The organism is Gemmatimonadales bacterium (assembly GCA_019637315.1).
Classification (GTDB): domain Bacteria; phylum Gemmatimonadota; class Gemmatimonadetes; order Gemmatimonadales; family GWC2-71-9; genus SHZU01.
Genome location: JAHBVU010000017.1, coordinates 59,373 through 83,713 on the forward strand (window position 1 = coordinate 59,373; position 24,341 = coordinate 83,713).

Annotated in this window: 15 protein-coding genes; 10 read left to right on the forward strand and 5 right to left on the reverse strand. The window is 67.3% G+C overall.

Annotated features, from left to right (window positions below; genetic code table 11):
* Positions 1–146 precede the first annotated feature (146 nt).
* Positions 147–2,087 (forward strand): DNA topoisomerase (ATP-hydrolyzing) subunit B, encoded by a 1,941-nt coding sequence (gyrB, locus tag KF785_14285; GenBank protein ID MBX3147929.1) that lies wholly within the window; start codon positions 147–149, stop codon positions 2,085–2,087.
* Between the two features lie 363 nt (positions 2,088–2,450).
* The gene (locus KF785_14290) at positions 2,451–3,059 is read left to right on the forward strand and encodes a sigma-70 family RNA polymerase sigma factor (protein ID MBX3147930.1); all 609 of its coding nucleotides are present in this window, start codon (positions 2,451–2,453) and stop codon (positions 3,057–3,059) included.
* A gap of 37 nt (positions 3,060–3,096) precedes the next feature.
* Here the strand turns inward: KF785_14290 and KF785_14295 are convergent, their stop codons facing one another.
* The gene (locus KF785_14295) at positions 3,097–4,503 is read right to left on the reverse strand and encodes an amino acid permease (protein ID MBX3147931.1); all 1,407 of its coding nucleotides are present in this window, start codon (positions 4,501–4,503) and stop codon (positions 3,097–3,099) included.
* Between the two features lie 191 nt (positions 4,504–4,694).
* On the opposite strand from KF785_14295, the gene KF785_14300 reads away from it, so the two are divergent.
* The 7 genes from KF785_14300 (at position 4,695) to KF785_14330 (ending at position 15,331) form a co-directional block, all read left to right on the forward strand.
* Positions 4,695–5,396, forward strand: a complete 702-nt coding sequence (locus KF785_14300) for a VIT family protein (GenBank protein MBX3147932.1) — start codon at positions 4,695–4,697, stop codon at positions 5,394–5,396.
* A gap of 48 nt (positions 5,397–5,444) precedes the next feature.
* Complete coding sequence (mgtA, locus tag KF785_14305) at positions 5,445–7,997, forward strand: magnesium-translocating P-type ATPase (GenBank protein ID MBX3147933.1); 2,553 nt, start codon at positions 5,445–5,447, stop codon at positions 7,995–7,997.
* 303 nt (positions 7,998–8,300) lie between these two features.
* The gene (locus KF785_14310) at positions 8,301–8,888 is read left to right on the forward strand and encodes a hypothetical protein (protein ID MBX3147934.1); all 588 of its coding nucleotides are present in this window, start codon (positions 8,301–8,303) and stop codon (positions 8,886–8,888) included.
* Between the two features lie 1,180 nt (positions 8,889–10,068).
* Positions 10,069–11,271: a hypothetical protein gene (locus KF785_14315; GenBank protein MBX3147935.1), complete on the forward strand. Its 1,203-nt coding sequence runs from the start codon at positions 10,069–10,071 to the stop codon at positions 11,269–11,271.
* 230 nt (positions 11,272–11,501) lie between these two features.
* Positions 11,502–11,834, forward strand: a complete 333-nt coding sequence (locus KF785_14320; GenBank protein MBX3147936.1) for a DUF2200 domain-containing protein — start codon at positions 11,502–11,504, stop codon at positions 11,832–11,834.
* Between the two features lie 6 nt (positions 11,835–11,840).
* Positions 11,841–12,431 (forward strand): RNA polymerase subunit sigma-70, encoded by a 591-nt coding sequence (locus KF785_14325; protein ID MBX3147937.1) that lies wholly within the window; start codon positions 11,841–11,843, stop codon positions 12,429–12,431.
* Complete coding sequence (locus KF785_14330; GenBank protein MBX3147938.1) at positions 12,428–15,331, forward strand: serine/threonine protein kinase; 2,904 nt, start codon at positions 12,428–12,430, stop codon at positions 15,329–15,331. Before KF785_14325 ends, KF785_14330 begins: the two co-directional genes overlap by 4 nt.
* 22 nt (positions 15,332–15,353) lie before the next feature.
* On the opposite strand, the gene KF785_14335 is transcribed toward KF785_14330, so the two are convergent.
* From KF785_14335 to KF785_14350, 4 genes are all read right to left on the reverse strand, one after another.
* The gene (locus KF785_14335) at positions 15,354–18,431 is read right to left on the reverse strand and encodes an Ig-like domain-containing protein (GenBank protein MBX3147939.1); all 3,078 of its coding nucleotides are present in this window, start codon (positions 18,429–18,431) and stop codon (positions 15,354–15,356) included.
* A 98-nt stretch (positions 18,432–18,529) separates the two neighbouring features.
* Complete coding sequence (locus tag KF785_14340; GenBank protein ID MBX3147940.1) at positions 18,530–20,107, reverse strand: FAD-dependent oxidoreductase; 1,578 nt, start codon at positions 20,105–20,107, stop codon at positions 18,530–18,532.
* Between the two features lie 217 nt (positions 20,108–20,324).
* A complete protein-coding gene (locus KF785_14345; protein MBX3147941.1) occupies positions 20,325–22,778 on the reverse strand; it encodes an ABC transporter permease in 2,454 nt (817 codons plus the stop codon).
* Between the two features lie 118 nt (positions 22,779–22,896).
* The gene (locus KF785_14350; GenBank protein MBX3147942.1) at positions 22,897–23,079 is read right to left on the reverse strand and encodes an integrase core domain-containing protein; all 183 of its coding nucleotides are present in this window, start codon (positions 23,077–23,079) and stop codon (positions 22,897–22,899) included.
* 85 nt (positions 23,080–23,164) lie between these two features.
* Here KF785_14350 and KF785_14355 point away from each other — a divergent pair.
* Positions 23,165–24,273 (forward strand): IS3 family transposase gene (locus KF785_14355; GenBank protein ID MBX3147943.1). Its coding sequence is split into 2 segments (ribosomal slippage): positions 23,165–23,426 and positions 23,426–24,273, totalling 1,110 coding nucleotides; the frame shifts between segments, so codons are not numbered across the junction.
* Positions 24,274–24,341 lie beyond the last annotated feature (68 nt).

A 24,341-nucleotide genomic window follows, 5' to 3' on the forward strand; every position in this document is an offset into this window, starting at 1 on the left:
GGCTCTGAAATAGGCCCGGACCCCATTAAATTCATAGAGTTACGGATCGGATGGGTACGGGAAGAATTCCCGCCCGCCGGCCACGGGATCCGGCCGACGATCCGGCCCCTCCGACGGGGCGCCTTCCTTCCAGCGACTGTGCGGACATGGCGAAAGAACCAACCGGTACCAGTAACAGCAACGGCGACTATGGCGCCGACAAGATCCAGGTTCTCAAAGGCCTCGAGGCGGTCCGGAAACGGCCGGGCATGTACATCGGGTCGACCAGTGAGAACGGTCTGCACCACCTCGTCTATGAGGTGGTCGACAACTCGATCGACGAGGCGCTTGCCGGGTACTGCGACACCATCGGCGTAACCATTCACGCCAACAACTCGATTACCGTCAGCGACAACGGGCGCGGCATTCCGGTCGACATCCATCCGACCGAGAAGCTGCCCGGCGTCGAACTCGCGCTGACCGTGCTCCACGCCGGCGGCAAGTTCGACAAATCCAACTACAAGGTTTCGGGCGGTCTCCACGGCGTCGGCGTCTCGGTCGTCAACGCCCTGTCGGAAACGCTGGAAGTCACGGTCGACCGCGACGGCAAGCGCCACCAGATGTCGTTCGTCCGCGGCCACACCACGAAGAAGCTCGAGGTCACCGGCAAAGCCAAAGGCACCGGCACGGTCGTGACCTTCAAGCCCGACCCCGAGATCTTCACGGTGCTGGAGTACAACTACCAGACCCTGGCCGACCGGCTCCGCCAGCTCGCCTTCCTCAACAAGGGCGTCACGATCACGCTCAAAGACGAGCGAAAGGATCCTGCCCAGAACGAGACGTTCTACGCCAAGGGCGGCCTGATTCAGTTCATCGAGTGGCTCAACCGAAACAAGAAACCGATTCACCCGAAGCCGGTCTCGTTCTCTGCGGCGCTCAATGACGTCGACGTCGACCTCGCGCTGCAGTACGAGGAAGGGTACAACGAGAACACCTTCACCTTCGTGAACAACATCAACACCCACGAAGGCGGCACTCACCTTACCGGTTTCCGCTCGGCGTTGACCCGAACCGTCAACGACATCGCCAAGAAGGGTGGCCACCTCAAGAAGGAAGACTTCACCCTGACTGGTGAAGACATTCGCGAGGGCCTGACCTGCGTGCTGCACGTCAAAGTGCGCGAGCCGCAGTTCGAGGGGCAAACCAAGACGAAGCTGGGCAACTCCGAGGTCGAGGGCATTGTCCGCCAGGCGGTCAACGAACACCTCGGCAACTTCCTGGACGAGCATCCGGCGGTGGCGCGCGCCATCATCGAGAAGGCCGTCAGCGCGGCACGGGCCCGGGAAGCGGCCCGCAAGGCGCGCGACCTCGTTCGCAAAAAGACCGGTCTCGAAAGCGCCGTGCTGCCCGGCAAGCTGGCCGACTGCTCACTCGACGACCCGGCGCTCTGCGAGATCTACATCGTCGAGGGCGACTCGGCCGGCGGCAGTGCCAAGCAGGGCCGCAACCGTTCGTTCCAGGCCATTCTGCCGCTCCGGGGCAAGATCCTCAACGTCGAGCGCGCCCGGATCGACCGGATCCTCGGCAACGAAGAGATCCGGGCGATGATCACCGCGATCGGCACCGGGGTGCGCGACGACTTCACGCTGGCCGACGCCCGGTACCACAAGATCATCCTGATGACCGACGCCGACATCGACGGCGCCCACATCCGGACCCTGCTGCTCACCTTCCTGTTCCGCCAGATGCCGGAACTGATCGACGCGGGCTACGTCTACATTGCGCAGCCGCCGCTCTACCGAGTGGCCAAGGGCAAGGAAGAGTTCTATGCCTACGCCGACGCCGAGCGGGACGAGTACATCAAGCGGCTCTCCGAGGGCGGCAAGGGCAACGTCAACATCCAGCGCTACAAGGGTCTGGGCGAAATGAACCCGGACCAGCTCTGGCACACCACGATGGATCCGGAAAAGCGGACCATCCACCGCGTCACGCTGGAGGACGCGGTCGAAGCATCGCGACTGTTCGAGGAGCTGATGGGCGACGAGGTCGAACCGCGACGCCAGTTCATCGAGCAGAACGCACGGTACGTGAGCAACCTCGACGTCTGACGATGGCGACGCCGGCGATGTGATGAAGGGCGGGAGAGCCTCGTTCTCCCGCCCTTCGTGCATTCCGGCCGCGGTATCAGGCAGGCATTCGGGCACCCCAGGCTGCATCGGGCGCCGTTGCGTCTTTTTTCCGACCGGTGCGTCTCTCAGGCTGAGCGGCGCCCACGCCGCCCGAACGCCCACTCTTCGAGGAGGACACGATGACCAATCCCCGACTGGCACCCACCATCCTGCGCCGCAGCGAGGACCCGGGCTGTTGCGGCGGCACCGGCGAGGACACTTGCTGCTGAGCCACGGCGCAGCCGCTGCCAACCCCTGGTCTGCCGGACCCTCGTGGCCCGGCAGGCTCGGGGCGTGGTCGCCATGAGTGCCTCGACCCGGCCCGAGGCCGCACCGGCCGACTGGCAGGCCTTTCGCCAGCGGCTCGTCGCCTGGCTCGTCAGGCGGGTCCGCGACCCGTCCGACGCCGAGGATCTGACCCAGGAGATCCTGGTCCGTGCTGCGGCCAGGCTCGACACCCTGAGGGATCGCGAGCGACTGGTGCCCTGGCTCGATGCCATGGCTCGGAATGCGCTCGTCGATTACTACCGGCGTAGCGGGCGGGCGCCGGAAACCGTGCCGCTCGACCCTGCCGTCGCCGACCCGACGGAGGACGCGCCGTCCGATCGCCGCCATCTGACCGGCTGCCTGCTGCCGCTGCTGGATGCCCTCCCGCCCAGCTACCGAGAGGCGGTGCGCCGAGTCGACCTGGAGGGTGAGCGCCAGGTCGAGGTTGCCAGGGCACTCGGCCTCAACATCTCGGCGCTCAAGAGCCGAGTCCAGCGGGGTCGCAGCATGCTCCGCGATCGCTTCGCCGACTGTTGTGGCGCAGTGGAGCGCGATGCGGCAGGACGAGTCGTTGGGTTCCGTGAGACAAACGGCAGAGCGCCGCGGACCCTGGTTCCGATTCAGCGCCGCCGTCCACCGCACTGAATCGGATGGCAGGAGGGCCGGCAGGTGGCGCGGTCGTTCAGCTCCGCCGCTGCCAGTACAAGTAGGCGGGAACTCCGATGGCAAAGGCGATCACGCCGCGCACCGCGTTGCCGGGGTTCGACAGAACAGATCCCACCACCACATAGGCTCCGCAGGCCATGAAGATCAGCGTGCTGAAGGGATGCAGCGGCACCCGAACCCCCGGGCTGCTCGTTCCCGCCTGCCGCTCGCGTGCGCGCCAGACGAAGATCGTCGCGGCAGTGGCCGTGAAGAAGATCCAGTCGGCAAACACGACATAGTCGAGCAACTGTCCGTAGCTGCCGGTGGCAATCAGCACCAGAATCACCAGCGCCTGCGCCACCAGGGCCACGATCGGGGTCCGCAGCACCGGATGCAGCTGAGCCATGCTCGCCAGGAAGAGGCCGTCGGCGGCCATGGTCTGCGAGACCCGGGCCGACATCAAAATCACCATACAGTTGAAGCCGAGCGTCGAGACCAGGATCCCGGCCGCGATCAGGGTGCGGCCGGCGGGGCCGAGGTAGAGCGCCATTGCATCCGCAGCAGGCGCCGTGCTCGCGGCAAGGCCGTCGACGCCCAGGGCACGGAGGTAGGCGAGATTGACGAGCAGATAGGCGGCCACCACGATCAGCACCCCGCCAATCAGGGCGCGCGGCAAGGTGCGGGCCGGGTCGCGCAGCTCCTCGGCGACCGCACTGCTCTGCTGCCAGCCGCCGAAGGTGAACAGCACCGGCACCAGTGCCGCCGCCATGGCGAGAACGGCCGCTCCGACGCCGTCCGGCGCCGCGGGAGGCGCCGTGACGACCGGCAGCTGCTCGGCGTAGGCTGGTGCGAGGGCAAAGGCGGCAACGATCAGAATCGCGATGGCCGCCAGCTTGAGGACCGTGAGGATGTTGCCCGCAATCGCGCCGATCTTGACCCCGGCAATGTTGAGCGCCACGAGGAGCACGACCATGACGGTTGCGGTCGGCCGGATGGTGGCCTCGCTCCAGCCGAGCAGTGATGCGGCGTAGCTGGCGCTGGTCATCGACACTGCGGCAATCGCGCCGCTGCCGATCATGAAGAAGAGCGCCCAGCCGTACATGAAGGCCGGGAAGCGACCATATGCTTCGCGCAAGTAGACGTAGGTGCCGCCGGTCCGCGGCAGCCGCGCACCAAGCTCCGCATAGACGAAGGCGCCGATCAGCGCGACCAGCGCACCGAGCCCCCAGGCGCCGAGGGTGAGGCCGGCGGTCCCGACGCGCTGAGCGACGACGGCGGGAGACAGGAAGATGCCGGAGCCGATGATGCCGCCCACCACCAGCATGGTACCGGAGAAGAGACCCAGTCGCGCCGCGTACCCGCCGGCGGCCGAACTCACCACCGGCGGTATGGCATCACTGCCCTCGCTGGAGCCCGGGCCGGGCTCCCGATGTGAAGGGTTCATCGATGATGAGATGCCGCTGGAGGTTGGCTGCATGCTGCCGGTCGAGCGTACCGTAGCGATGCGCGCACCATCAAGCAACCGGTCGGATGCGTGAGGCGTGCTGTACCCACCGCAACACCGTTGCGACCTGCCGCAAAGCCGGGACGAAGGTCCGGCAGTAGATTCTGACCGACCCGCTTCCGGACAACCCCATGTCACGCCTGCACGCCCACCCCGAGTACCATCTCGTGTCTCGCATCGGCTGGCTTCGGGCCGCCGTGCTCGGTGCCAATGACGGCATCGTCTCGACCGCCAGCCTGATCGTCGGCGTGGCGGCAGCGGGCTCGGGGCGCACCGCGGTACTGGTTGCGGGACTGGCGGGGCTCGTGGCCGGTGCGATGTCGATGGCGGCGGGCGAGTACGTCTCGGTCAGCTCGCAGGCTGACACCGAGCAGGCCGACTTGGCCCGCGAACGGGCCGAGCTCGAGACTCAGCCCGAATTCGAGCGCGAGGAGCTGGCCCAGATCTACGTTGCCCGAGGCGTCTCCCCTGAACTGGCGCATCAGGTTGCCGATCAGCTGATGGCCAAAGACGCCCTGGGCGCCCATGCGCGCGATGAGCTGGGGATCTCGGAGGTGACGACCGCCCGCCCGATCCAGGCGGCACTCACCTCGGCCGCGACCTTTGCCGTGGGCGCGGCGCTGCCCCTCGCCATGGTGCTCGTGCTGTCGCCCTCGCTGCTGGTGGTGGGGGTGTCGGCCGCGTCGCTGCTGTTCCTGGCGCTCCTGGGTGCGGTCGGGGCGCGGGCGGGGGGTGCGAATGTCGCAAAGGCCACCTTTCGGGTGACCTTCTGGGGTGCGCTTGCCATGGCGCTGACGGCCGGCATCGGCGCGCTGTTCGGCGTTGTCGCCTGACGTTGCCGAGGCCGGGGCAAGGCGGTTGGTACCGGCCGGGAGAGATGGATGAGCTCGCGAACAGGTGAGGGCGTGACCTGGAGCGAAGACGCCGACGCCCTGACGGATCGGCTCGGCACCGGCCCCGATGGCCTGGCGGCGGCGGAAGCCGCCACCCGGCTGGACCGGTTCGGCCCCAACAGTGTGGGCGAAACGCTCCAGCGCGGTGCGTTGCGGTTGCTGGCCCGCCAGTTCGAAAACCCGATCGTGCTGATCCTGCTCCTTGCGGCCACGATCTCCCTGGCGCTCCGGCAATGGGTCGACGCGGGCATCGTGCTGACCATCGTGCTGGGCAGCGCGGCGCTGGGCTTCCTGCAGGAGTACCGCGCCTCGACGGCCGTCGAGGCGCTCAAGCGACGCCTCGCCCTGACGGCACGGGTGCTGCGCAACGGTACCGAGACCGTGATCCCGACCCGCGAGATCGTGCCGGGCGATGTCGTGCTCCTGTCGGCGGGCAACCTCGTCCCCGCCGATGGACGGGTGATTGCCGCGCAGGACTTTCTCGTCAGCGAAGCCAGCATCACAGGCGAGTCGTTTCCGGTCGAGAAGCGCCCGGGACTGGTGCGCGCCGACGCCCCGGTCGGCGAACGCACCAACATGGTGTGGCTCGGCGCATCCGTGCGCAGCGGCACCGGTCGGGTACTCGTCACCGCCACCGGACCCGCGACCGCCTTCGGCGCCATTGCGGCCCGCCTGACCGCTCGCGAGCCCGAAACCGAGTTTGCCCGCGGCGTGCGCAATTTCGGTTATCTGCTGATCCGGGTCATGGTGCTCGTCGTGCTGTTCGTACTCAGCGCCAACCTGATGCTCGATCGGCCGGTGATCGACTCACTGCTCTTTGCGGCCGCGCTGGCCGTCGGGCTCTCGCCCGAACTGCTGCCGGCCATCGTGACCGTGACGCTGTCGGCCGGTGCGCGGCGAATGGCAGCCGACGGGGTGATCGTGCGCCGACTCGACGCGATCGAGAACCTCGGCTCGATGACGGTCCTCTGCACCGACAAGACTGGCACCCTGACCGAAGGTCGGGTGGTGGCAAGCGAGCAACTCGATCCGACCGGCCAGCGGTCCGACGAGGTGGCGCGGCTTGCCTGGCTGAATGCCAGCTTCGAAACCGGAATCGACAATCCGCTCGACGCCGCGCTGGTGCTGGCGGGCAGCACGGCCGGCTTCAGCGCAGCAGGTTTCAGCAAGATCGATGAGATCCCCTACGACTTCGAGCGCCGGCGGCTGACCATCGTCCTGGCCGAGGCCGGAGCGGACCGGCACTTGATGATCACGAAGGGCGCCTTTGCCGAAGTCCTTGCCAGCTGCGCCAGCGTCGTGAGCATCGAGGGTGAGGTACCCCTGGACCAGGCCCGACGCGAGGCGCTCGGGATGCTCTTTCGCGCCCGGAGCGCCGAGGGGCTCCGCGTCCTGGCGCTCGCGACCCGCCACTTTGCGCCGCAGCCCGACTACGACCGCGCCGACGAAGTCGCCATGACCTTCCGCGGGTTCCTGATCTTCCTCGACCCGCCCAAAGCTGATGCCGCCGCAACCATTGCCTCGCTGCGCACGCTCGGCATCGCGATCAAGGTGATCAGCGGCGACAACCGCCACGTCACCGCCCACATTGCCCGCGCGGCCGGACTCGACGGGGAGTCGATGCTCACCGGGGAGGATGTCGCCGCCATGCGTGACGAGGCGCTCTGGCACCTGGCCCCACGCACCGACCTGTTCGTCGAGATCGACCCCCAGCAGAAGGAGCGAATCGTACGGGCCCTGCAGCGCACCGGCGAAGCGGTGGGCTACCTGGGCGACGGCATCAACGATGCGCCGGCGCTGCATGCGGCAGACGTCGGCATTTCGGTAGCGGAGGCCGTCGATGTGGCGCGCGAGAGCGCCGACATCGTGCTGACCCGCCGAGACCTCGACGTGCTGCGCACCGGCGTCGAGGACGGCCGGCGCACCTTTGCCAACACGCTCAAGTACATCTCGATCACCACCAGCGCGAACTTCGGCAACATGGTCAGCATGGCGATCGTTACCCCGTTCCTGCCCTTCCTGCCCCTGGCTGCCAAGCAGATCCTCCTCAACAACTTCCTGTCGGACCTGCCATCGCTGGCCATTGCGTCGGACCGGGTAGACCCGGAACGGCTTGCCACGCCTCAGCGTTGGAACGTGAGGGATATCCGGCGCTTCATGATCGTGTTCGGGCTGGTCAGCTCGGTCTTCGACCTGCTGACCTTCGGACTGCTCATCAGGGTACTGCAGGCCGACGAGTCGCTCTTTCAAACCTCCTGGTTCATGATTTCGCTGCTGACGGAGCTGGCGGTCGTCCTCGTCCTGCGGACCCGCCGCCCCGCGATCCGGAGCCGCCCCGGAACGATCCTGATGTGGTCCACCGCGGCAGTCCTCATGCTGACGTTTGCGATTCCCTGGATGGCTCCGCTGAGCCGGGCATTCGGTTTCGTACCGGTGTCGGGAAGCACCCTGTCCGCCATCATCGCGATCCTGATTGGCTACATCGCCGCGACAGAGGCGGTCAAGGCCTGGTTCTTCCGGACCGGCCCGAGAGCCGCCTGATGTCGCTCCGACGGCCGGGACGCGGGGCCAATACCCTCGCGGCTAGCGGCGCCGCAGCACGGTGTGATCGCCGCCTGTGTCGAGCCGGACCTCGGCGGCGGGCGCGCCCGCGTAGTGGAGTGTACGCCGCTCCGCTGCTACAGCGAACGCGAACATCGGCGCGGAATGGATGTACCAGCGTACTATCCACTTCTGAGGACGCTTGCTGGACAGGAGAGGAAGGTATCGGACAGTGCTGGCCGGTGGAGGCACCCGGTGTGCCGGGCCACGCAGCATCGTCAAACCTTGGATTACCAACTTCATGTGCGCTGTATCACCGCGGTACGCTCACCACGGCGCTACCTTCGGGAAATGCGCTGGATTGCGATCGTCCTTGCCCTCGCCCCCGGGGTCGCGGTGGCCCCTCGTGCTCTCAGCGCCCAAGAGGGCGCCGCCGCCGCTGCCTTGCGGGCAGGGGTCGCTCCCGACAACGAAGGCGCGGGCACCGTCGGCCTGGAGTTCCGCACGCCGTCGATAGGTCGGCTGGCATTCAGCGTCGGGGTCGATCGTTGGTTTCGTTCGACGGGGTGCGACGCGATCGTCGGATCCCGTTGTGATGGTGGCGCCTGGGCAGGTGAAGGTGGGCTCATCCTCGACCTCGCCCCCAAGGCGCAAAGGTTCGCGCCCTACGCTGCCGCCCGCGTGGGACGTCTCGTTCCGGATAGCCCTGACGAGGCCGCGGTGTGGAACCCCAGCCTGGCGGCAGGAGTTGTCGCTCGGGTGCGGGAGGTCATTGGGTTCATTATCGAAGTGAGGTACAGCGCTCTGGTCGGTAGCGACCCCACTCCACCGAGGTTCGCTGACCGCGGCGATCGGATCTTTCTCCAGGGAGGCTTACGAATCGCTTTTTAGGTGATCACACCGCTTCCATCGCGTTCTCAGCGGTTGGCCGCTGGTGGGCTTGCTGGACAGGAGCGGACAGGTTTCGGACAGTGCGGCGTGCGAACCTTACGCCGCCTCGTCTGGCAGTGCTCCCAGGGGACCCGTCACTAGGAGAGTTCCTCGCTGCCGCCGGGATCACTGCGATCATCGCCGGTTCCTTTGGGTTCTGCGTCGTCGGTCGTGAACCCAAGAGCGATCATCCGAACCCGCTCACAGCCGGCCAGATCATCCCGCGCGTTGGACTTCGCCAAGGCACATAGTTTGCACGAAAGCCAAGGCGGTCGGAGGCAAACACACATGACGAAGACCAGAGCAGCCTGCTTGTGGGGCGCGGCAATTGCATTGAGCGGAGCAGCCCACGCCCAGCGAATCATCCGCGGTGAGGTGCGCGACGTGGTGACGGGGCTGCCCGCCGCAGGAGTCACGGTCTCACCGGGAATCATCGGTCGGGTCAAGACCGATAGCGCCGGCCGATTTCGTGTCACGGTGCCATCGAACCTTACCGCAGTCCAGCTCGCAATCCTCTGTCCGAGCCAGACGTGGAATCATGCAATCGCCCTGCGCCGCATGCCGGTTGAGATGACCTCGAGTGCGGTGACACTACCTACTATCGACGTTGACAGATCGCACTGTCAGGAGCCGGCAGTGGACTCAATCACTGTAGAACTTCGCGGCCACGTTATCACCGGATATCACGCCAGCGAATTCACGCCATGCACAGGGAGCCTCGAGTCGCTTTGGGACCGCGATGTTTCTTCTGCGGCTGTGCGCTTTGACGGGCAACCAACGGGCGTACAGGGGGGATGGCCGAAGCCATTCACTGATGACACCGCTTATGTACGTTGGGTCGGCAATCTCAAAGGGCCTGGGGACTACGGACACTGGGGCATGACTCCATACCAGTGGACCGTTCGGCATATTCATGAGATTCGGCGCCCCGGTGCAAACGACTGCCGATGACTTGACCGGAGTCGGCAGGTGGGCGCGATCCTTCGGCGAACCTTTCGATAGCCATTTCTTACGATGGCGCGCCATTGCCTCCCGGGGTGTTCATCACGGATATCGGGTAGCCTTCCGAAGTCGCGACTTTGCTCCCATGTTGATGGCAGCTTGATGTCGGACGCAAGCCTTCCCTGATCGAGGAAGCACGATGAGAACCTTCGGGCACATCCGCCGACTGGGCGGGTCAGTGACCGTGGCGGGCCTCAGCCTCGTCGCCGCGTGTGGTGATGGAGGTCCCCGCACGACGACCGTCAGGGACAGCGCCGGTGTCGCAATCGTCGAGAACGCGGGACCGATCCTGCCGGTGGCCTTTGAGATCGATTCCGTTCCGCTGGCCGACATCGGCGGCCTCAACGCACCGCACGCGGAGTTTCCGGGGCCTGTGTCGAGCGCGTTTCGCGGTCGGGACGGATCGATCCTCGTGGTCGCGTGGACGGCGACCCGGATCGCCGTGTTCGACTCGACCGGCAGGTGGCTCCGTGACATCGGCCAGCAGGGGAGCGGCCCGGGCGAGTTCGAGGGTCTGGGCTGGGCCTACCCCGCGCTCGGTGACAGCATCGTGAGCTATGAGCCGATGAACCGCCGGCTCCAGGTATTCACACCTGACGGCGCATTCGTGCGGCTGGTGTCCCTCCGTCCACCAGCCAACTTCGAGTATCCCGCCGTTCAGGGCGTTTCCAGCGGTGGCCTGGTGGCGACGGCGCGGCGCTACCAGCCATCGCCGGATGACTACTCGCTCGCGTCGATTGGTGGAGCGCTCTTCGCGTTCGCCATGGACGGCGTCCGGTCCGATTCGCTGCTCGCGTTACCGCCCACCGAGCGGATCTGGGTGCGCGGCGGAACGTGGAGCCGGCCGTTCGACACGGGCAATATCGTCCGCGTGGCCGGTGACCACATCTTCGTCGCCAATACCGGTCGCCTGGCCGTCGAGGTGTACGACGGTCGAGGCCGGCTCAAACGCGTCGTTCGGATTGCGGAGCCGGCCCGTACACTCGCTGGGGGCGAGTATCAGCGCGCTGTCGACTCGACGCTCGAAGGGCTGCGCAACCCGTCGCAACGGGAGGCCATGCGGAAGGCATTCGACAACGCGCCCCGAAACGAGACCGCTCCCGCATTCCACGGACTCGCAGCGGACCGCGACGGCAGCTTCTGGGTCTGGCGCACGGCGGCGACTCGGGTGGTCTCAGTGATCGACTCGGCCGGTCACTGGTCTGGCGACGCCATTCTGCCTGAGGGATTTCGTCCGCTCGAAGTCGGCCCCGGCTGGGTACTCGGCACCTGGACTGACGCTGACGGGATCGTCCATGTGCGTCTTCATCGGGTCCAGCCGGTCGCCGATGACGGCAAGTGAACAGGGGCCGCAAGTCAGTCCCAACGCTCGGCGTCGTCGTTGACCGTCGTGTTGCGCCGTTCTTGCCCATACTGTATCGTGTCAATCTATGGATTACCAACGCCTTACCGGGACCATCTTCTTGGCACTTGGATAAAGACTGGCAGTGCGTCCGGGTCGCCTGACAACTTCTTGCAAGTGAGGGGCAAAGGATGGGCAAGCCGCGGGACCACGACGAACGCATTCGCACGATGATCTTTGCGTCCGTCTATCCGCACTACGTCACCAAGGTCGAGAAGAAGGGGCGCACCAAGGAAGAGCTCCATCAGGTCATCAGCTGGTTGACCGGGTTCAGCGAAGCAAAGCTGCAGGGGCTGATCAAGAGCAAGGCGACCTTCGAAGAGTTCTTTCAAGCGGCAAACCTCAACCCCAACGCGAGCCTGATTACCGGGACGATCTGCGGTTACCGGATCGAGAGTATCGAGAATCCGCTGACCCTGAAGGTGCGGTATCTCGACAAGCTCGTCGATGAGCTGGCCAAGGGGCGGAAGCTCGAGAAGATCCTGCGGAGCGGCGTGGAGTAAGCGCCCATGCGCGACGATGCCTTCGACGAAACAGCAACGCCGCCGTCCGAGCAGCTCACGGAGATGCTGCGCGGTGTCGATCTCTCCGATCCGCGTCAGGCCGACTCACTGCTGCCACTGATCTACGATGAGCTGCGCGTCATGGCGGCGCGGCAGATGCGGCGCGAGCGCGACGGGCACACGCTGCAGCCGACCGCACTGGTCCACGAAACCTACCTGCGCCTGGCACAGGGCCCGCCGCCGGCATTCCAGAATCGGGCGCACTTCTTTCGGATTGCCGCGCGCGCCATGCGTCAGGTCCTGGTCGACACGGCGCGACGCCGCGACGCCGAGAAGCGCGGCGGCGGCTGGCGCCGGATCACGCTCGAATCAGACGTGGCCCCGGTGCCCGGAGACTACGACCTGATCGATCTTCACGAAACGCTGGCGCGACTGGGCGCGATGGATCCACAGCTCGAACGTCTGGTCGAGCTCCGGTTCTTCACTGGCCTGACGCTCGATGAGGCGGCCGAGTCGCTCGGCGTATCGCGACGCAAGGCAGCCAACGACTGGGCGGCGGCACTGCTCTGGCTCCGACGTGAACTGACGGCACCATGACCGCTGATCCGGTCCGCTTTCGCCGCCTGATGACGCTCGTCGGAGACGCGATGGAGCGCCCGGCAGGTGAACGCGATGCTTGGATCGCTGCGCAGTGTGCCGATGACCCGGCACTCCTCGAGGACGCCCGATCACTCCTGGCGCATGCCACGACTGGCGGCGTCGACTCGCTCGCCGCCGGAGTCGAAGCCCGGATCGCAGCGACCGCCCAGACCCTCCTCCCAGCCGCCATCCCCGAACGAATCGGGCCCTACCGCGTCACCGGCCCCCTCGGCGAAGGCGGGATGGGCTTCGTCTATGCCGGGCATCAGGAGTCGCCGGTTGCGCGCGATGTCGCCATTAAGGTCGTCCGGGGCGGGCTCTCGACGCCCAGCGTCATCGCCCGGTTCGAGCTCGAGCGCCGCACGCTCGCAACGCTCCAGCACCCGCACATCGCAGCGCTGTTCGATGCGGGCACCACCGCCGATGGCCTGCCCTACTTTGCCATGGAGCTGGTGCGCGGCGTGCCGATCACGGCGTACTGCGACGGGCATCTGCTCGGCATCGAGGCCCGCCTGGATCTTTTCCGCCAGGTACTGAGCGCAGTGCACCATGCGCACCAGAAGGGCGTGGTGCACCGCGACCTCAAGCCCTCCAACATCCTCGTCACCGAGATCGACGGCGTCGCCACGCCGAAGATCATCGACTTCGGGATTGCCCGGGTGCTTTCCGGCGAGACCGGCATGACCACCGCGCACACCGGGCAGCACGCGCTGCTCGGCACCCGGGAGTACATGAGTCCAGAGCAGCTTTCCGCCCCGGCCGACACGGTGGACACCCGCTCCGACATCTACTCGCTCGCGGTGCTGCTGTACGAGCTGCTGACCGGATTGCTGCCCTTCCCGTCGGGCCAGCTGCGCGCCGCGTCGCCGCTCGAGCTCGAGCGACTGATCCGCGATACCGAGCCGCCGCTGCCGAGTCGACAGGTCCTCGCCGATCCCGACACCGCCGGCGCACGAGCGGCTGCCCGGAGCAGTACCCCGCGCGGGCTCGCGCGCAGCTTGCAGGGCGATCTCGACACGATCGTCGGCACCGCCATGCGCAAGGACCCGGCCCATCGCTACCCCTCGGCCGCCCAGTTCGCCGAGGATATCGCACGGTACCGCTCCGGGCTGCCGATTGCCGCGCGGCCCGCCACGCTGGGATACTACGCGGGACGCTTCGTCCGGCGTCATCGCGTCGGCGTGCTCGGCACGGCCACGGCGCTGCTGGTACTGATCGCGACGATCGGCACCTTTACCTGGCGTCTCAGCGAAGAGCGCGATCGGGCCCAGCTCGAATCCGCCAAGGCTGCCCGGGTAGCCGACTTTCTGGAAGGTCTCTTCAGCGGCTCCGACCCCACCGTGGCGGCATCGCCGGATGTGAGCGCACGCCAACTGCTCGATTCGGGCGCGGTTCGCATCACGAAGCAACTGGAAGGTGAGCCTGCCTTGCAGGCCTCGATGCTGTTCGTGATCGGGCGCACCTACCGGAGGCTCGGGCTCTTCCAGGACGCGGAGGCGCGACTGACCGAAGCGCTGGCCCTGCAGCAGGCGCTCTACGGCGAAACCCACGCCGACGTGGCGACGACGCTGGAGGAACTGGGCCGAGTCCACCTCACCCTCGCGGGCAGACTGGGGGACGCCGAGGAGGAACAGCGCCGGGCCCTGGCAATCCGAACCACGCTCTTTGGTGCGCACGACTCGGCCACCGTCGGCACCATGCAGGCCCTCGCCACGACCCTCAACCAGCGCGGCAAGCACGCTACCGCGGAAAGCCTGCTGGTTGCGGCCCTCGCCAGCCAGCGGGTCTCCCCCAGGACGACTGCGTTAGATAGCGCCGCCACCCTGCAGACGCTCGGCATCGTGCTGCGCAACCTTCAACGGCTCGATGAAGCGGAGGAGGCGGCTCGTGCATCGCTGGCGGTGCGGCGTCAGGGTCTGGCCCCCACCCATCCCGACCTCGTGTTGTCGCTGCACACCCTGGCGTACATTCTCGAGCAGGCGGGCCAGTATGAAGAGGCGGAGGCGCTCTTTCGCGAGCGCTACGAGCTGTCGGTCCGGAGCGTCGGGCTCGAGAATCCGGCCACGGTCAACGCGCTCAACAGCGTGGCGTACATGCTCTGGCGGTCGGGGTCGTACGCAAAGGCAGAGGAGGCTTTCCGCGAGGTCGTGGCACTCGGCCGCCGAGCGTACCGCACGGATCACGTCGTCGTCGGGATTGGCATCAACAACCTTGCGGTAGCCGTGCGGCGACGAGGCGGAGCGGCGCTCAAGGAAGCCGAGGCGCTGCAGCGCGAAGCGATTGCAATCAATCGGTCGGCCTACGGCACGGAGCACCCCCGCACGGCGGCCGACCTGGACAATCTTGGCCGGATCTTTCTCGCGCAGGGCCGAACCGCAGAAGCGGAACGGACTCACCGCGAGGCGCTGGCCCTTCGATCCCGGCTGCTCACCCCGGACGACCTCGAAAACGCCGAGAGCCTGCTCGGACTCGGCGCCGCCCGCGCCGCGGCAGGTGACCTGACCGCCGCCGACTCCCTGATGCGGCGGGCGCTCGCGATGCGGACCGAACGGCTGGGCAATCTCAATCCGCGGACCGCCAATGCACACCACGACCTCGGCGTCGTGCTGCGTCAACGTCGCGAGTACGAGGGCAGCGAGCACCACCTCCGCCAGGCCCTCACTGCGCGCAGCGCGATTGCCGGGCCGCCCCATCCTGATGCGGCGATCACGATGCGCGAGCTGGCGCTCGTCCTCCGCACGGTCGGACGGGGCAGCGAAGCGGACTCGCTGCTGCACCAGAGCCGACAGATCCTCGTCGAACGACTCGGCGCCGACGACCCCGAAACGCGACGCACCAGCGCCCTGCTGACCCGATAGCTCCGCCGGCCAGGCCCCGGACTCAGAGTCCGAGGCGAGTGTCCTGCACGAAGCTGTTCATGTGCCCGGTGGTACAGCTCAGGGTCCAGTTGAGGTACCGGCGCACCGCCTCGGCCGTCCTCGGAAAGAGACCCCACGCCTGCTTGTAGGCCGAGGACCCCGGCGTCAGCACGTTGCCATCTCGGGTCAAGCGCGCATTGAGCAATCCGTACCGAACGATGCAGGCTCCGGCGAAATCGTTGCCGATCGTGCCGGTTGCGTTGCCGTACCAGCTCGTCTGGCGGTCATGGTGGTAGCAGAGATAGTCCATACCGTCGACCGACAGCTGCGACTTGCCCTCAGCCGGCCGCCCATGCCCGCAGTTGCGTCCATAGAAGGGGACCGGAATCGTCAGCCACTCGAACGGGATATAGGCATCCCGAATGCAGTCTGCCTGACAACCCGCCATGAGCGTTTTGTAGCTCGCTACCGTGGTCCGGTACGGAGGCATCGGCACGGCCACGGCAGCGTGGAACCGGGTGACAGGGCCCGCGACGGTCGTATCGGTGGTCCACGGGGCCGAGGGACTTCCCCGCTTGACGCGCACCCGATTGCCGTTCAGCACCACACCGATCCGCCCCTTGTTGAGGTGAAAGTCGGTAGCTCCCACGGAGGCCAGCGTCGTCCAGGCGCCTTGCAGACCGTCCTTCACGTAGAACGATCCGTTCGACCGCATAGCACCGATCCGATTGCCATCGAGCTGATACTTCGCGAATCCGCCCGTTGCCAGCACCGCCCAGGTACCGGAAATGCCGTCCTTAGCGCGCAACTCGCCGTTGGTCCGGAGCAGCGCAATCCGATTGCCCGCGAGCTGGAACGACGCGGCCGTACTCGCATCGAGCACGGTCCAGGCGCCGTTGATGCCGTCCTTGACTCGAAAGACTCCGCCCTCCTGCAGTACGCCGATGCGGTTGCCTTCGAGCTGAAAGTCACGAGCGGTGCCGGCTACGAGCGTGGTCCAGGCGCCGCTCAAGCCGTCGCGCACCCGGAAGTCGCCGTTGGCGTCGAGCAGTCCGATACGGTTGCCCTCGAGCTGGAATTTCGCCACTCCACCGCTGGCAACAACCGTCCAGGCGCCGTTGATGCCGCTCTTGACCCGGACGCTGCCGTTACCATGGCGCACGCCGATCAGGTTGCCCTCGAGCTGAAAATCGGCGGCGGTCGCGACGACCAGCGTTTCCCACTCTCCGACTCGGTCGCGCACCCGCAGTGTGCCCTGCCCGCCGCTCACGTCGCTCAGGATCGCGATGCGCTCCGCCTCCCACTGGAAACGGGCCACGCCGTCGTCGGTCCAGGGCGCGGCAGATCCCGTTGCCGGGGTGACCAGCCGCCCGCCAGTTACGATCGCTGGCGCCTCGACCAGGCGCGGGAGGTAGACGGTCCAGACCACGCCGTTGGCAATCGCGCCGGTCGGGTCGACCACCACCGAGGCTGTGCTGCTGAGTGCGCCCAGGGTGGCCGTAATCGTAGCGGAGCCGCTGCTCATGGCGGTCACCTCGCCCTGCGCGTCTACCGAGGCCACTGCGGGATTCGAGCTCTGCCAGAGAGGCGTGGACACCGCCACCTCCGCACCGTTGGCGGCGAACGCTACCACGCCCAGGGTGGTCCGTTCACCGAGAGCAGTCGCCGTCCAGTCCCCGGGGGTTACCTCGAGCGACACGGCAGCCGGCGGCGGCGTACCAAGCACCGTGATCCTGGCCTCGGCCGCACGTCCCGGAGTGACCGCCCTGATCAGGGCAACACCTGGGGCAACTGCGGTCGCGAGGCCGCTCGACGACACCGTTGCCACGCCCGGCGCCGATGTGGTCCAGGTGTAGCCCAGCCCTTCGATCAGAGCGCCGTTGGCATCGGTGGCGCGGGGCACGACCTGCAGGGTGTCGCCCGCGGTGTAGAGGGTATCGTGCCCGGGCGAGAGGGCCAGCGCAGCAATCACCTGGGTTACCTGCACCGGAATCTCGGTGCTGCCCGCGCTCGTCTCGCCGACGACGACCGCGCTGCCCTGCCTGACCGAGCGCATCACGCCATCGGCCGAGACGGTCACGACCGTGGTATCGGAGGAGCGCCAGATCACCTCCCAGTCGGTGAGCGGCCGTCCGTTGGCGTCCTTACCCGCGACCGTGAGTCCCTGCTCCGCGCCGAGCGCGGTCGGTTGCCAGGACGCCGGGGTCACTTCCACGCTGGCCAGCTGCTGGGTCACCTCGATCTCGGCCGCGCCTTCGCGATCCTCGACCACCGCTCGCAGCAGGGTTGAACCGACCTGCTGCGCAGTCGCGAGACCCGTCGCTGTGACCGTGACGGTGCTGTCGTCGGCAAGTTCCCACGCGACGACCGCGTCGGCAATGGGCTGATCGTTGGCATCCAGGGCGGTCGCGGTGAACTGCTGCTGCGCACCGAGTGCGGTTGGCTGCCAGGAGGCTGGGGCCACCGCCACGGACGCGAGCACCTGGGTGACGTCGATAGCCGCGGTGCCCGTCCCCCCGGCCACGGTCGCCCGAAGCGAGGTGGTACCGACCCGCTCTGCCGTGGCCAGTCCTTCCGGGGTGACGGTGACCGGGCCGCCCTGGTCCGCCTGCCAGACAAATACGGCTCCGGCAATTGGGTTCTCGTTGGCGTCGCGGGCGGTCGCGGTGAACTGCTGGGTCAGCTGCAACGCCGTCGGTGCCCAGGCCTCCGGCGAGACCACGACCGACGCGACCGCCTGCTCGACCGTGACCGCGACCGTGGCCGTGACGCTGCCGACGGCCGCAGTCATGGTCGCCGACCCGTTGCCGATGGCCGTCACCAGGCCCGTCGACGTGACACTGGCGACCTCAGGACTCGAGGAGGTCCAGACAACCTCCGCGCCGGCCACAGCGCTGCCGTTGGCGGCGCGGGGTGTCGCGGTCAGGCGGAGGGTGTCACCCAACGCGGAGAGTACCGTGCCGCCAGGGCTCGCAATGGCAATCGTCGAGACGCCAGGAAGTGGGGGCGGCGGGGTCGGTCGGGAGGGTTCGTCACCGCCGCAGCCGGCACCTGCGAGCAGGACGAACACCGCAACGAGTGCGAGGCGAAAGTACGGCATGAGCAACTCCGGATCGGGGTTTGGGCGTGCTCCGAGCACGCCCCTACCCTCTAGATGCGGAATTCCTCCTCGAACCGTGCACCGGGAGATCTCCGGCGCTAGCCTGCCACGGTCGCCCCCGCCCGAGCCGTGCCGACCGCCGTGGCGGCAGCCGGGGTTACGATTGCTGCCGCAGCCCGCTCGCCGGAGCGGATGGCGCCTTCGATGAAGGTGGGCCACTCCGGCGAGGTCTCGGTGCCGGCCCAATGCAGCGGACCGATCGGATCGCGCACGGCAGACTTGAACAACGCCGTGGCCCCCGGAGCGAGATAGCCGCCGTAGCAGCCCCGCGTCCATACCTGGGTGGACCAGTTCATCTCGATGACGCGATCCGGCGTCAGGGCCTTGTCGCCGAACCGGGTCGCCATCTCGGCCAGGATCCGCTGCCGCCGCTCCTGCGCAGGCAGCAGTGAGGCGGCGCGCGCCTGATCGGTGTAGAGGAACCCGGTCAACACGCCGGCAGTGCCGTAGCCCTCCGGCGCGCTGCTGTCGGCGGTTTCGGACACCATCGCGGAGTAGTCCAGCGACCCGCCGCTCAGACCCTGCTCGCGCCAGAACGGGGTGCTGTAGACCATGCCGACTTTGATGACGAGCCCCTGCGGCCAATGCTGCGTAATCTGCGCCCGGGCCAACGGAAGCGACGGCGCGAACTCGATCGCGCCCATCAGCGAGGGTGGCCCCGCGAAGATGACGTGGCGCGCTTTGACATCGACCGCGTCGGTGCTGACCGTAGCCTCGGTTTCGCTCCAACGGACTCGGCGCACCGGATTCCTGAGCCGGATGTTGCTGGCGCCAAGCAGGTCCGCCATGCCGGTTGCAACCGGCTGAACACCGCCCACGACGCGATCCTGCTGCGCAGCATCCTCGAACCCGTTCAGCTTGTCGAAGCTGACGCACTGCTTGACCAGCGAGAGGAATGACAGCACCGAGATCTGCTCGGGACTGGCGCAGGCGTACGACATGTCGGCGACGAGAAAGTCGCGGATGTTCGGCTCCCTGACGTTCTGCGCGAGCCACTGGGCCAGCGTGATGCCATCCCAGGCACGGGCCTCAGGATGCGACCAGGGCGCGGCGGGGTCGAGCGAATCGGCCATCCCCTGCAGTCTGGTCTTGATCGCTTCGACGCGAGCGTAGCCGGGCAGTACCGACCAATCGTCGCCGACGCGTTGGTGCTGCTTGAGCGCGGGGCCGTAGACGATCGACTCGCCGAAGTTCGGGCTGGGATAGGTCGTCTTGCCCGTCGCCTTGATCCAGTGGTAGAAGCGGTCGTGCCCCGCGCCCGCCCACTGGCCACCCTCGTCGACCCAGCCACCGCCGGGCAGCTGGATGGTCAGCGTCCGGCCGCCGACTCGATCGCGCGCCTCGAGGACGAGCACCGTCTTGCCGGCTGCCTTGACCGCATGCGCAGCCGCGAGGCCGGCAAAGCCGGCGCCGACCACGCATACGTCGACCGAGACTGACTGGCGGCGGGGGCCGGACTCCGGGGCGGTACTGTCCGTCGCGGCAACAGTCCCGCCCGCGTTTGGCGGCGCCGTGCAGGCGGTGCCCACCAGGCCCGCAGCGGCAGCAACGCCGCCGACTTTCAGGAACTCACGTCTCGAAACGTCGGCCGGCAGGGACGGGTCGGTGTCGGTCATAGGATCCTCGAGGGATACGCAGAAGAACGTGGGGGACGGGCCTGCTATTGCTGTGATGCTGGCGGAGCCTTAGAGGACGATAGGCCCGCGAGACGGCTCTCGACCATGCGCGCTTCCGGCACCTGTCAGCGGACAAGTCCAAACGACCGTACGCCCGGGATTCTGAGCCCGGGGAGGGTACGGAAAGCGCCGAGCGGAGTCAAGGGCGCAGGGTAGGCTAGTCCTGTCGCAGCACGGAGGCCGGCTGCACGGCAATCGCACGGCGGGTCGGGATCCAGAACGCTACGACCGCGGCAAGCGCGACGAGGATGATGACGGCGCCGAGCGTGACGGGATCGACCGGGCTCATGCCGTAGAGAATTCGGCGGATCAGGAAGCCGCCCGCGACCGCCAGCGCGAGGCCCACTGCCCCGCCCCCCACGATCGGCCCCACGCCCTGTCGCACGACGAGACCGAGGACTCGGCCCGGGGCTGCGCCGAGTGCGACACGGATGGCGATTTCGCGGGCGCGGCGGCCGACCGCGAAGGCGATCACCCCGAACAGGCCGACCGTCGCGAGGATCAGGGCCAGCGCACCGAGCGCCGTGAGCACGTAGGAGACGATCCGCACCGGCAGCAGCGCTTGCTGCACATTCTGCTCGATCGTGCTCGTCTTGACCAGCAGGTTGGGGTCGATCTCAGCGGCGGCACGACGGATCGCGGCGATGGTGGCTGCGTCGTCGCCCTGGTGGCGCACTTGAATGGTGGCCTCCATGTAGCGGAGGCCCTGGATCGGCCGGTAGTAGGTGGGCATCGGACGGCGGCCTGCGTCGAGGGGGCGGGTGCTGCTGACGACGCCGATGATCTCGTACACCTCGGAGCCGCCGCGCAGGTCGCCGATCACGATTCGCCGCCCGATAGCTCGGCCCGGGAGCCGTTCGTCGGCAAAGCGCTGGTCGACCAGTGCGACCGCGTCGCCCCGTTTGACCTCGGCCTCGGTGAAGCTTCGGCCCGCGAGGATCGGGAGCCCGGCCGTGGCGAAGTAGTCGGCGCCGACCTCGTCGAAGGCCACCTGGAAGAGCTCGCCCGGTGTACCCGAGCCGTCGTCAACCCGGATCACGTTGCTCGCATTGGAGATGGCGGGCTGGAGAAAGCTGGTGCTGGCAGCGACCACGCCCGGCTCGCTCCGCATCCGCTCCGTCAGCCGGTTGAAGAACAGCTCGGCGGCCACCGAGTCATACTGCTGCTGGCGCAGGTCGAAGGAACCGATCACCAGCCGGTCGAGCGGCTTGCCGACATCCATCGTGAGGGCGTGGCGCATGCTGCGCACCACCAGTCCGGCGTTGACCAGCAGCACGACACAGGCGGCCACCTGCACACCAACCAGCAGGTGCTGGACCCGGAACCTGGCGCGGCCAGCGGAGGCGAGGCCATCGCTCTTGAGGCTGGGCGAGAGCTCGAAGCCGGTCGACTGGAGTGCCGGGAGGAATCCGAAGGCGAGTCCCGAGACGAGGGACATCAGCGCGGCAAAGCCCAGCACGGTCGGATCGGGGGAGAAGTCGAACTGGAGGTCGATCGAGGCCGGGATGACGAGACTGGCCAGTCGCCCTGCCCCAAACGCCAGCGACAGCCCCAACGCGCCGCCCAGCAGGCCGAGCCAGGCGCTTTCGACCAGCAGCAGGCGGATGATGCCCTGCCGGTCGGCACCGACGGCGCGGCGGATGGCAAACTCCCGCTGTCGGGCCAGGCCGCGGGCCATCAGCATGTTGGCAACGTTGGCGCAGGCCACGATCAGGATTAACCCGAAGGCGACCCAGAGGAGGGCCATTCCGGGCACGGCGGCGCGGCGCGCCTTCGGCACGGCCAGGAACGTGGCCGGCACCACGGAGGCACTGATCCGGGCATCGGCCCCGGCATTGACGGTCCTCTCCGCGAGCAGTTGCAACTCGGCGGTCATCCCGACATCGCTGGCGCCGCCCTTGGCGCGGGCAAAGACCTGGATCCACGACACGTCCGGCTGGTCGATCAGGGATTCGCCGGGCCGGGTGAGTCGTTGCATCGAAAGCGGGATCCAGAGGTCGGCGCCCTCCATCAGGGGGCCACGGGTGCGTTCGTCTGCGACGCCAATGACGGTGAACGGGGTGCGGTTCAGGGTCAGCGTGGTCCCGAGGACGGCGGGGTCGCCGCCCAGCTCGACCGTCCAGAACCGGTGGCTCAGCACGGCGACAGGTGCGCTGCCCGGGTGGACCGTCTCGTCGGCGGAAAAGAAGCGCCCCAGGACCGGCCGTGCGCCGAGCATGGGGAGGAGGTTATCAGAGGCGAGCTGGGCCTGGAGGCTTTGGACTTCGCCCTTTTGCCAGCTGAGCTGGGTGGTGGCGACGCCGGCTATGTCCGAGGTGGTCGACGCGGCGCGGAAGGCGGCCAGTTCCTGGAACGAGAGGCCGCCCGGGCCGTTGAAGGAGGCGCGACCGCGGCCGCCGTGGATTTCGACGAAGAGGCTCCGCAGGGTCTCGGGCTCGGCCACCGGGAGGGGGCGGAAGAGCACGGCGTGCATGACCGAGAAGAGCGAGGTGTTGAAGCCCATGCCGAGCCCGACGGTTAGCACGGCGGTGGCCGTGAAGAGCGGGAACCGGGCGAAGGTCCGGAAGGCTAGCCGGGTGTCGCGGGCGAGTTGGTCGAGGAGTCGGATCATGATTGGCCGGGCGAGGATTAGGGCAGAACGGATTCAGCCGCCGCCAGGTTTCAATCGGGAACACGGACGCTACTTCGGGAGGAACCCAGTTCCTTTTTTGCGCGGATGTGAGCGATGCTTAGTACCCCAATTCGTGAGGCACTTTGGGCGCACTGATCTCACCTGCTAGGGACTGCGCGTGCCGGTATTGCTGGGGTGACTGGTACCCGAGCGCGGAGTGCGGCGCGACGCCGTTGTAATCCGCTATCCACGCGCGGAGCTGGGCCAGCACTTGCGCGGCGGTCGCGAGGTCCGCCCCCACTGACGTCTCCCCAGAAAAGTTGGGCAGGTCAAAAGTAGAGTAAATTCGGCGACATCGGTCCCCAAACAACAAAGGAGTGGGACCCATGAAGCGCTCGAAGTTCTCAGAGGAGCAGATCGCCTACGCTTTGCGCCAAGCGGAGAGTGGCACCCCGGTCGGCGACGTCTGTCGGCAGATCGGCGTGAGCGAGGCGACGTTCTATCAGTGGAAGAAGAAGTTCGCCCACCTGGGGGTCAGCGAGCTGCGGAAGATGCGCCAGCTCGAGGAGGAGAACCGGCGGCTCAAAAGCCTCGTCGCCGACTTGACGCTGGATAAGCATATGCTCAGCGAGGCCCTCCGAAACAAAGGCTAAGGCCGACGCGCCGCCGGGAGCTCGCCCAATGGTGGCGCACGACGTTCGGCGTCAGCATTGTCCGCGCCTGCGCGTTGGCCCAGTTCAGCCGGACCGGGTGGTATCGCCCGCCGACCCGCGACGACCAAGCCGTCTTGCGCGGGCGCATTCGCGAGTTGGCGCACGCGCGCCCCCGTTTTGGCTTCCTGCGGATCTGGGTGTTGCTGCGACGCGAGGGGTGGCTGGTCAACAAGAAGCGCGTCCGGCGGCTCTATCGGCTCGAGGGATTGCAGGTCCGGATGCGGGTGCGCCGCCGGAAGCACATGGCGTTACATCGCGGCCCCGCGCCCGTGGCGACGGGTCCCGCCCAGCGGTGGAGTATGGATTTTGTGCATGATCAGTTGGCCGATGGGCGCCCATTTCGCGTGCTGACCATCGTCGATCAGTGGAGTCGCTGGAGCCCGACACTGGAGTGCCGGTTTCGCTTTACGGGCCAGGATGTGGCCGCGGTGCTCGACCGGATCATTGGCGCCGGCCCAGCGCCACGCTCGATCACCGTGGATCACGGCACCGAATTCATGTCGCGGGCGTTGGAGGATTGGGCGTACCAGCGGGGCGTGCAGCTCGACTTCATCCGCCCTGGAAAGCCGGTCGAGAACGCGCACATCGAGTCGTTTAACGGGCGTCTGCGGGACGAGTGCTTGAACGTCCAGCAATTCTTCTCGCTGGCGGACGCCCAAGCCAAGCTGAATCGCTGGCGGGACGATTATAATCAGCGACGACCGCACGGATCCCTTGGGCATCTGACCCCGATGGAATTCGCAACCCAACGTCAGAACGAACGGACCGACTTGGTCGCCTGATTCTACCGAACACCTGTTCGCTTTTGGGGCCAACGTCAGTTGAAAGACAGTTGCTAATCTACCGTGTA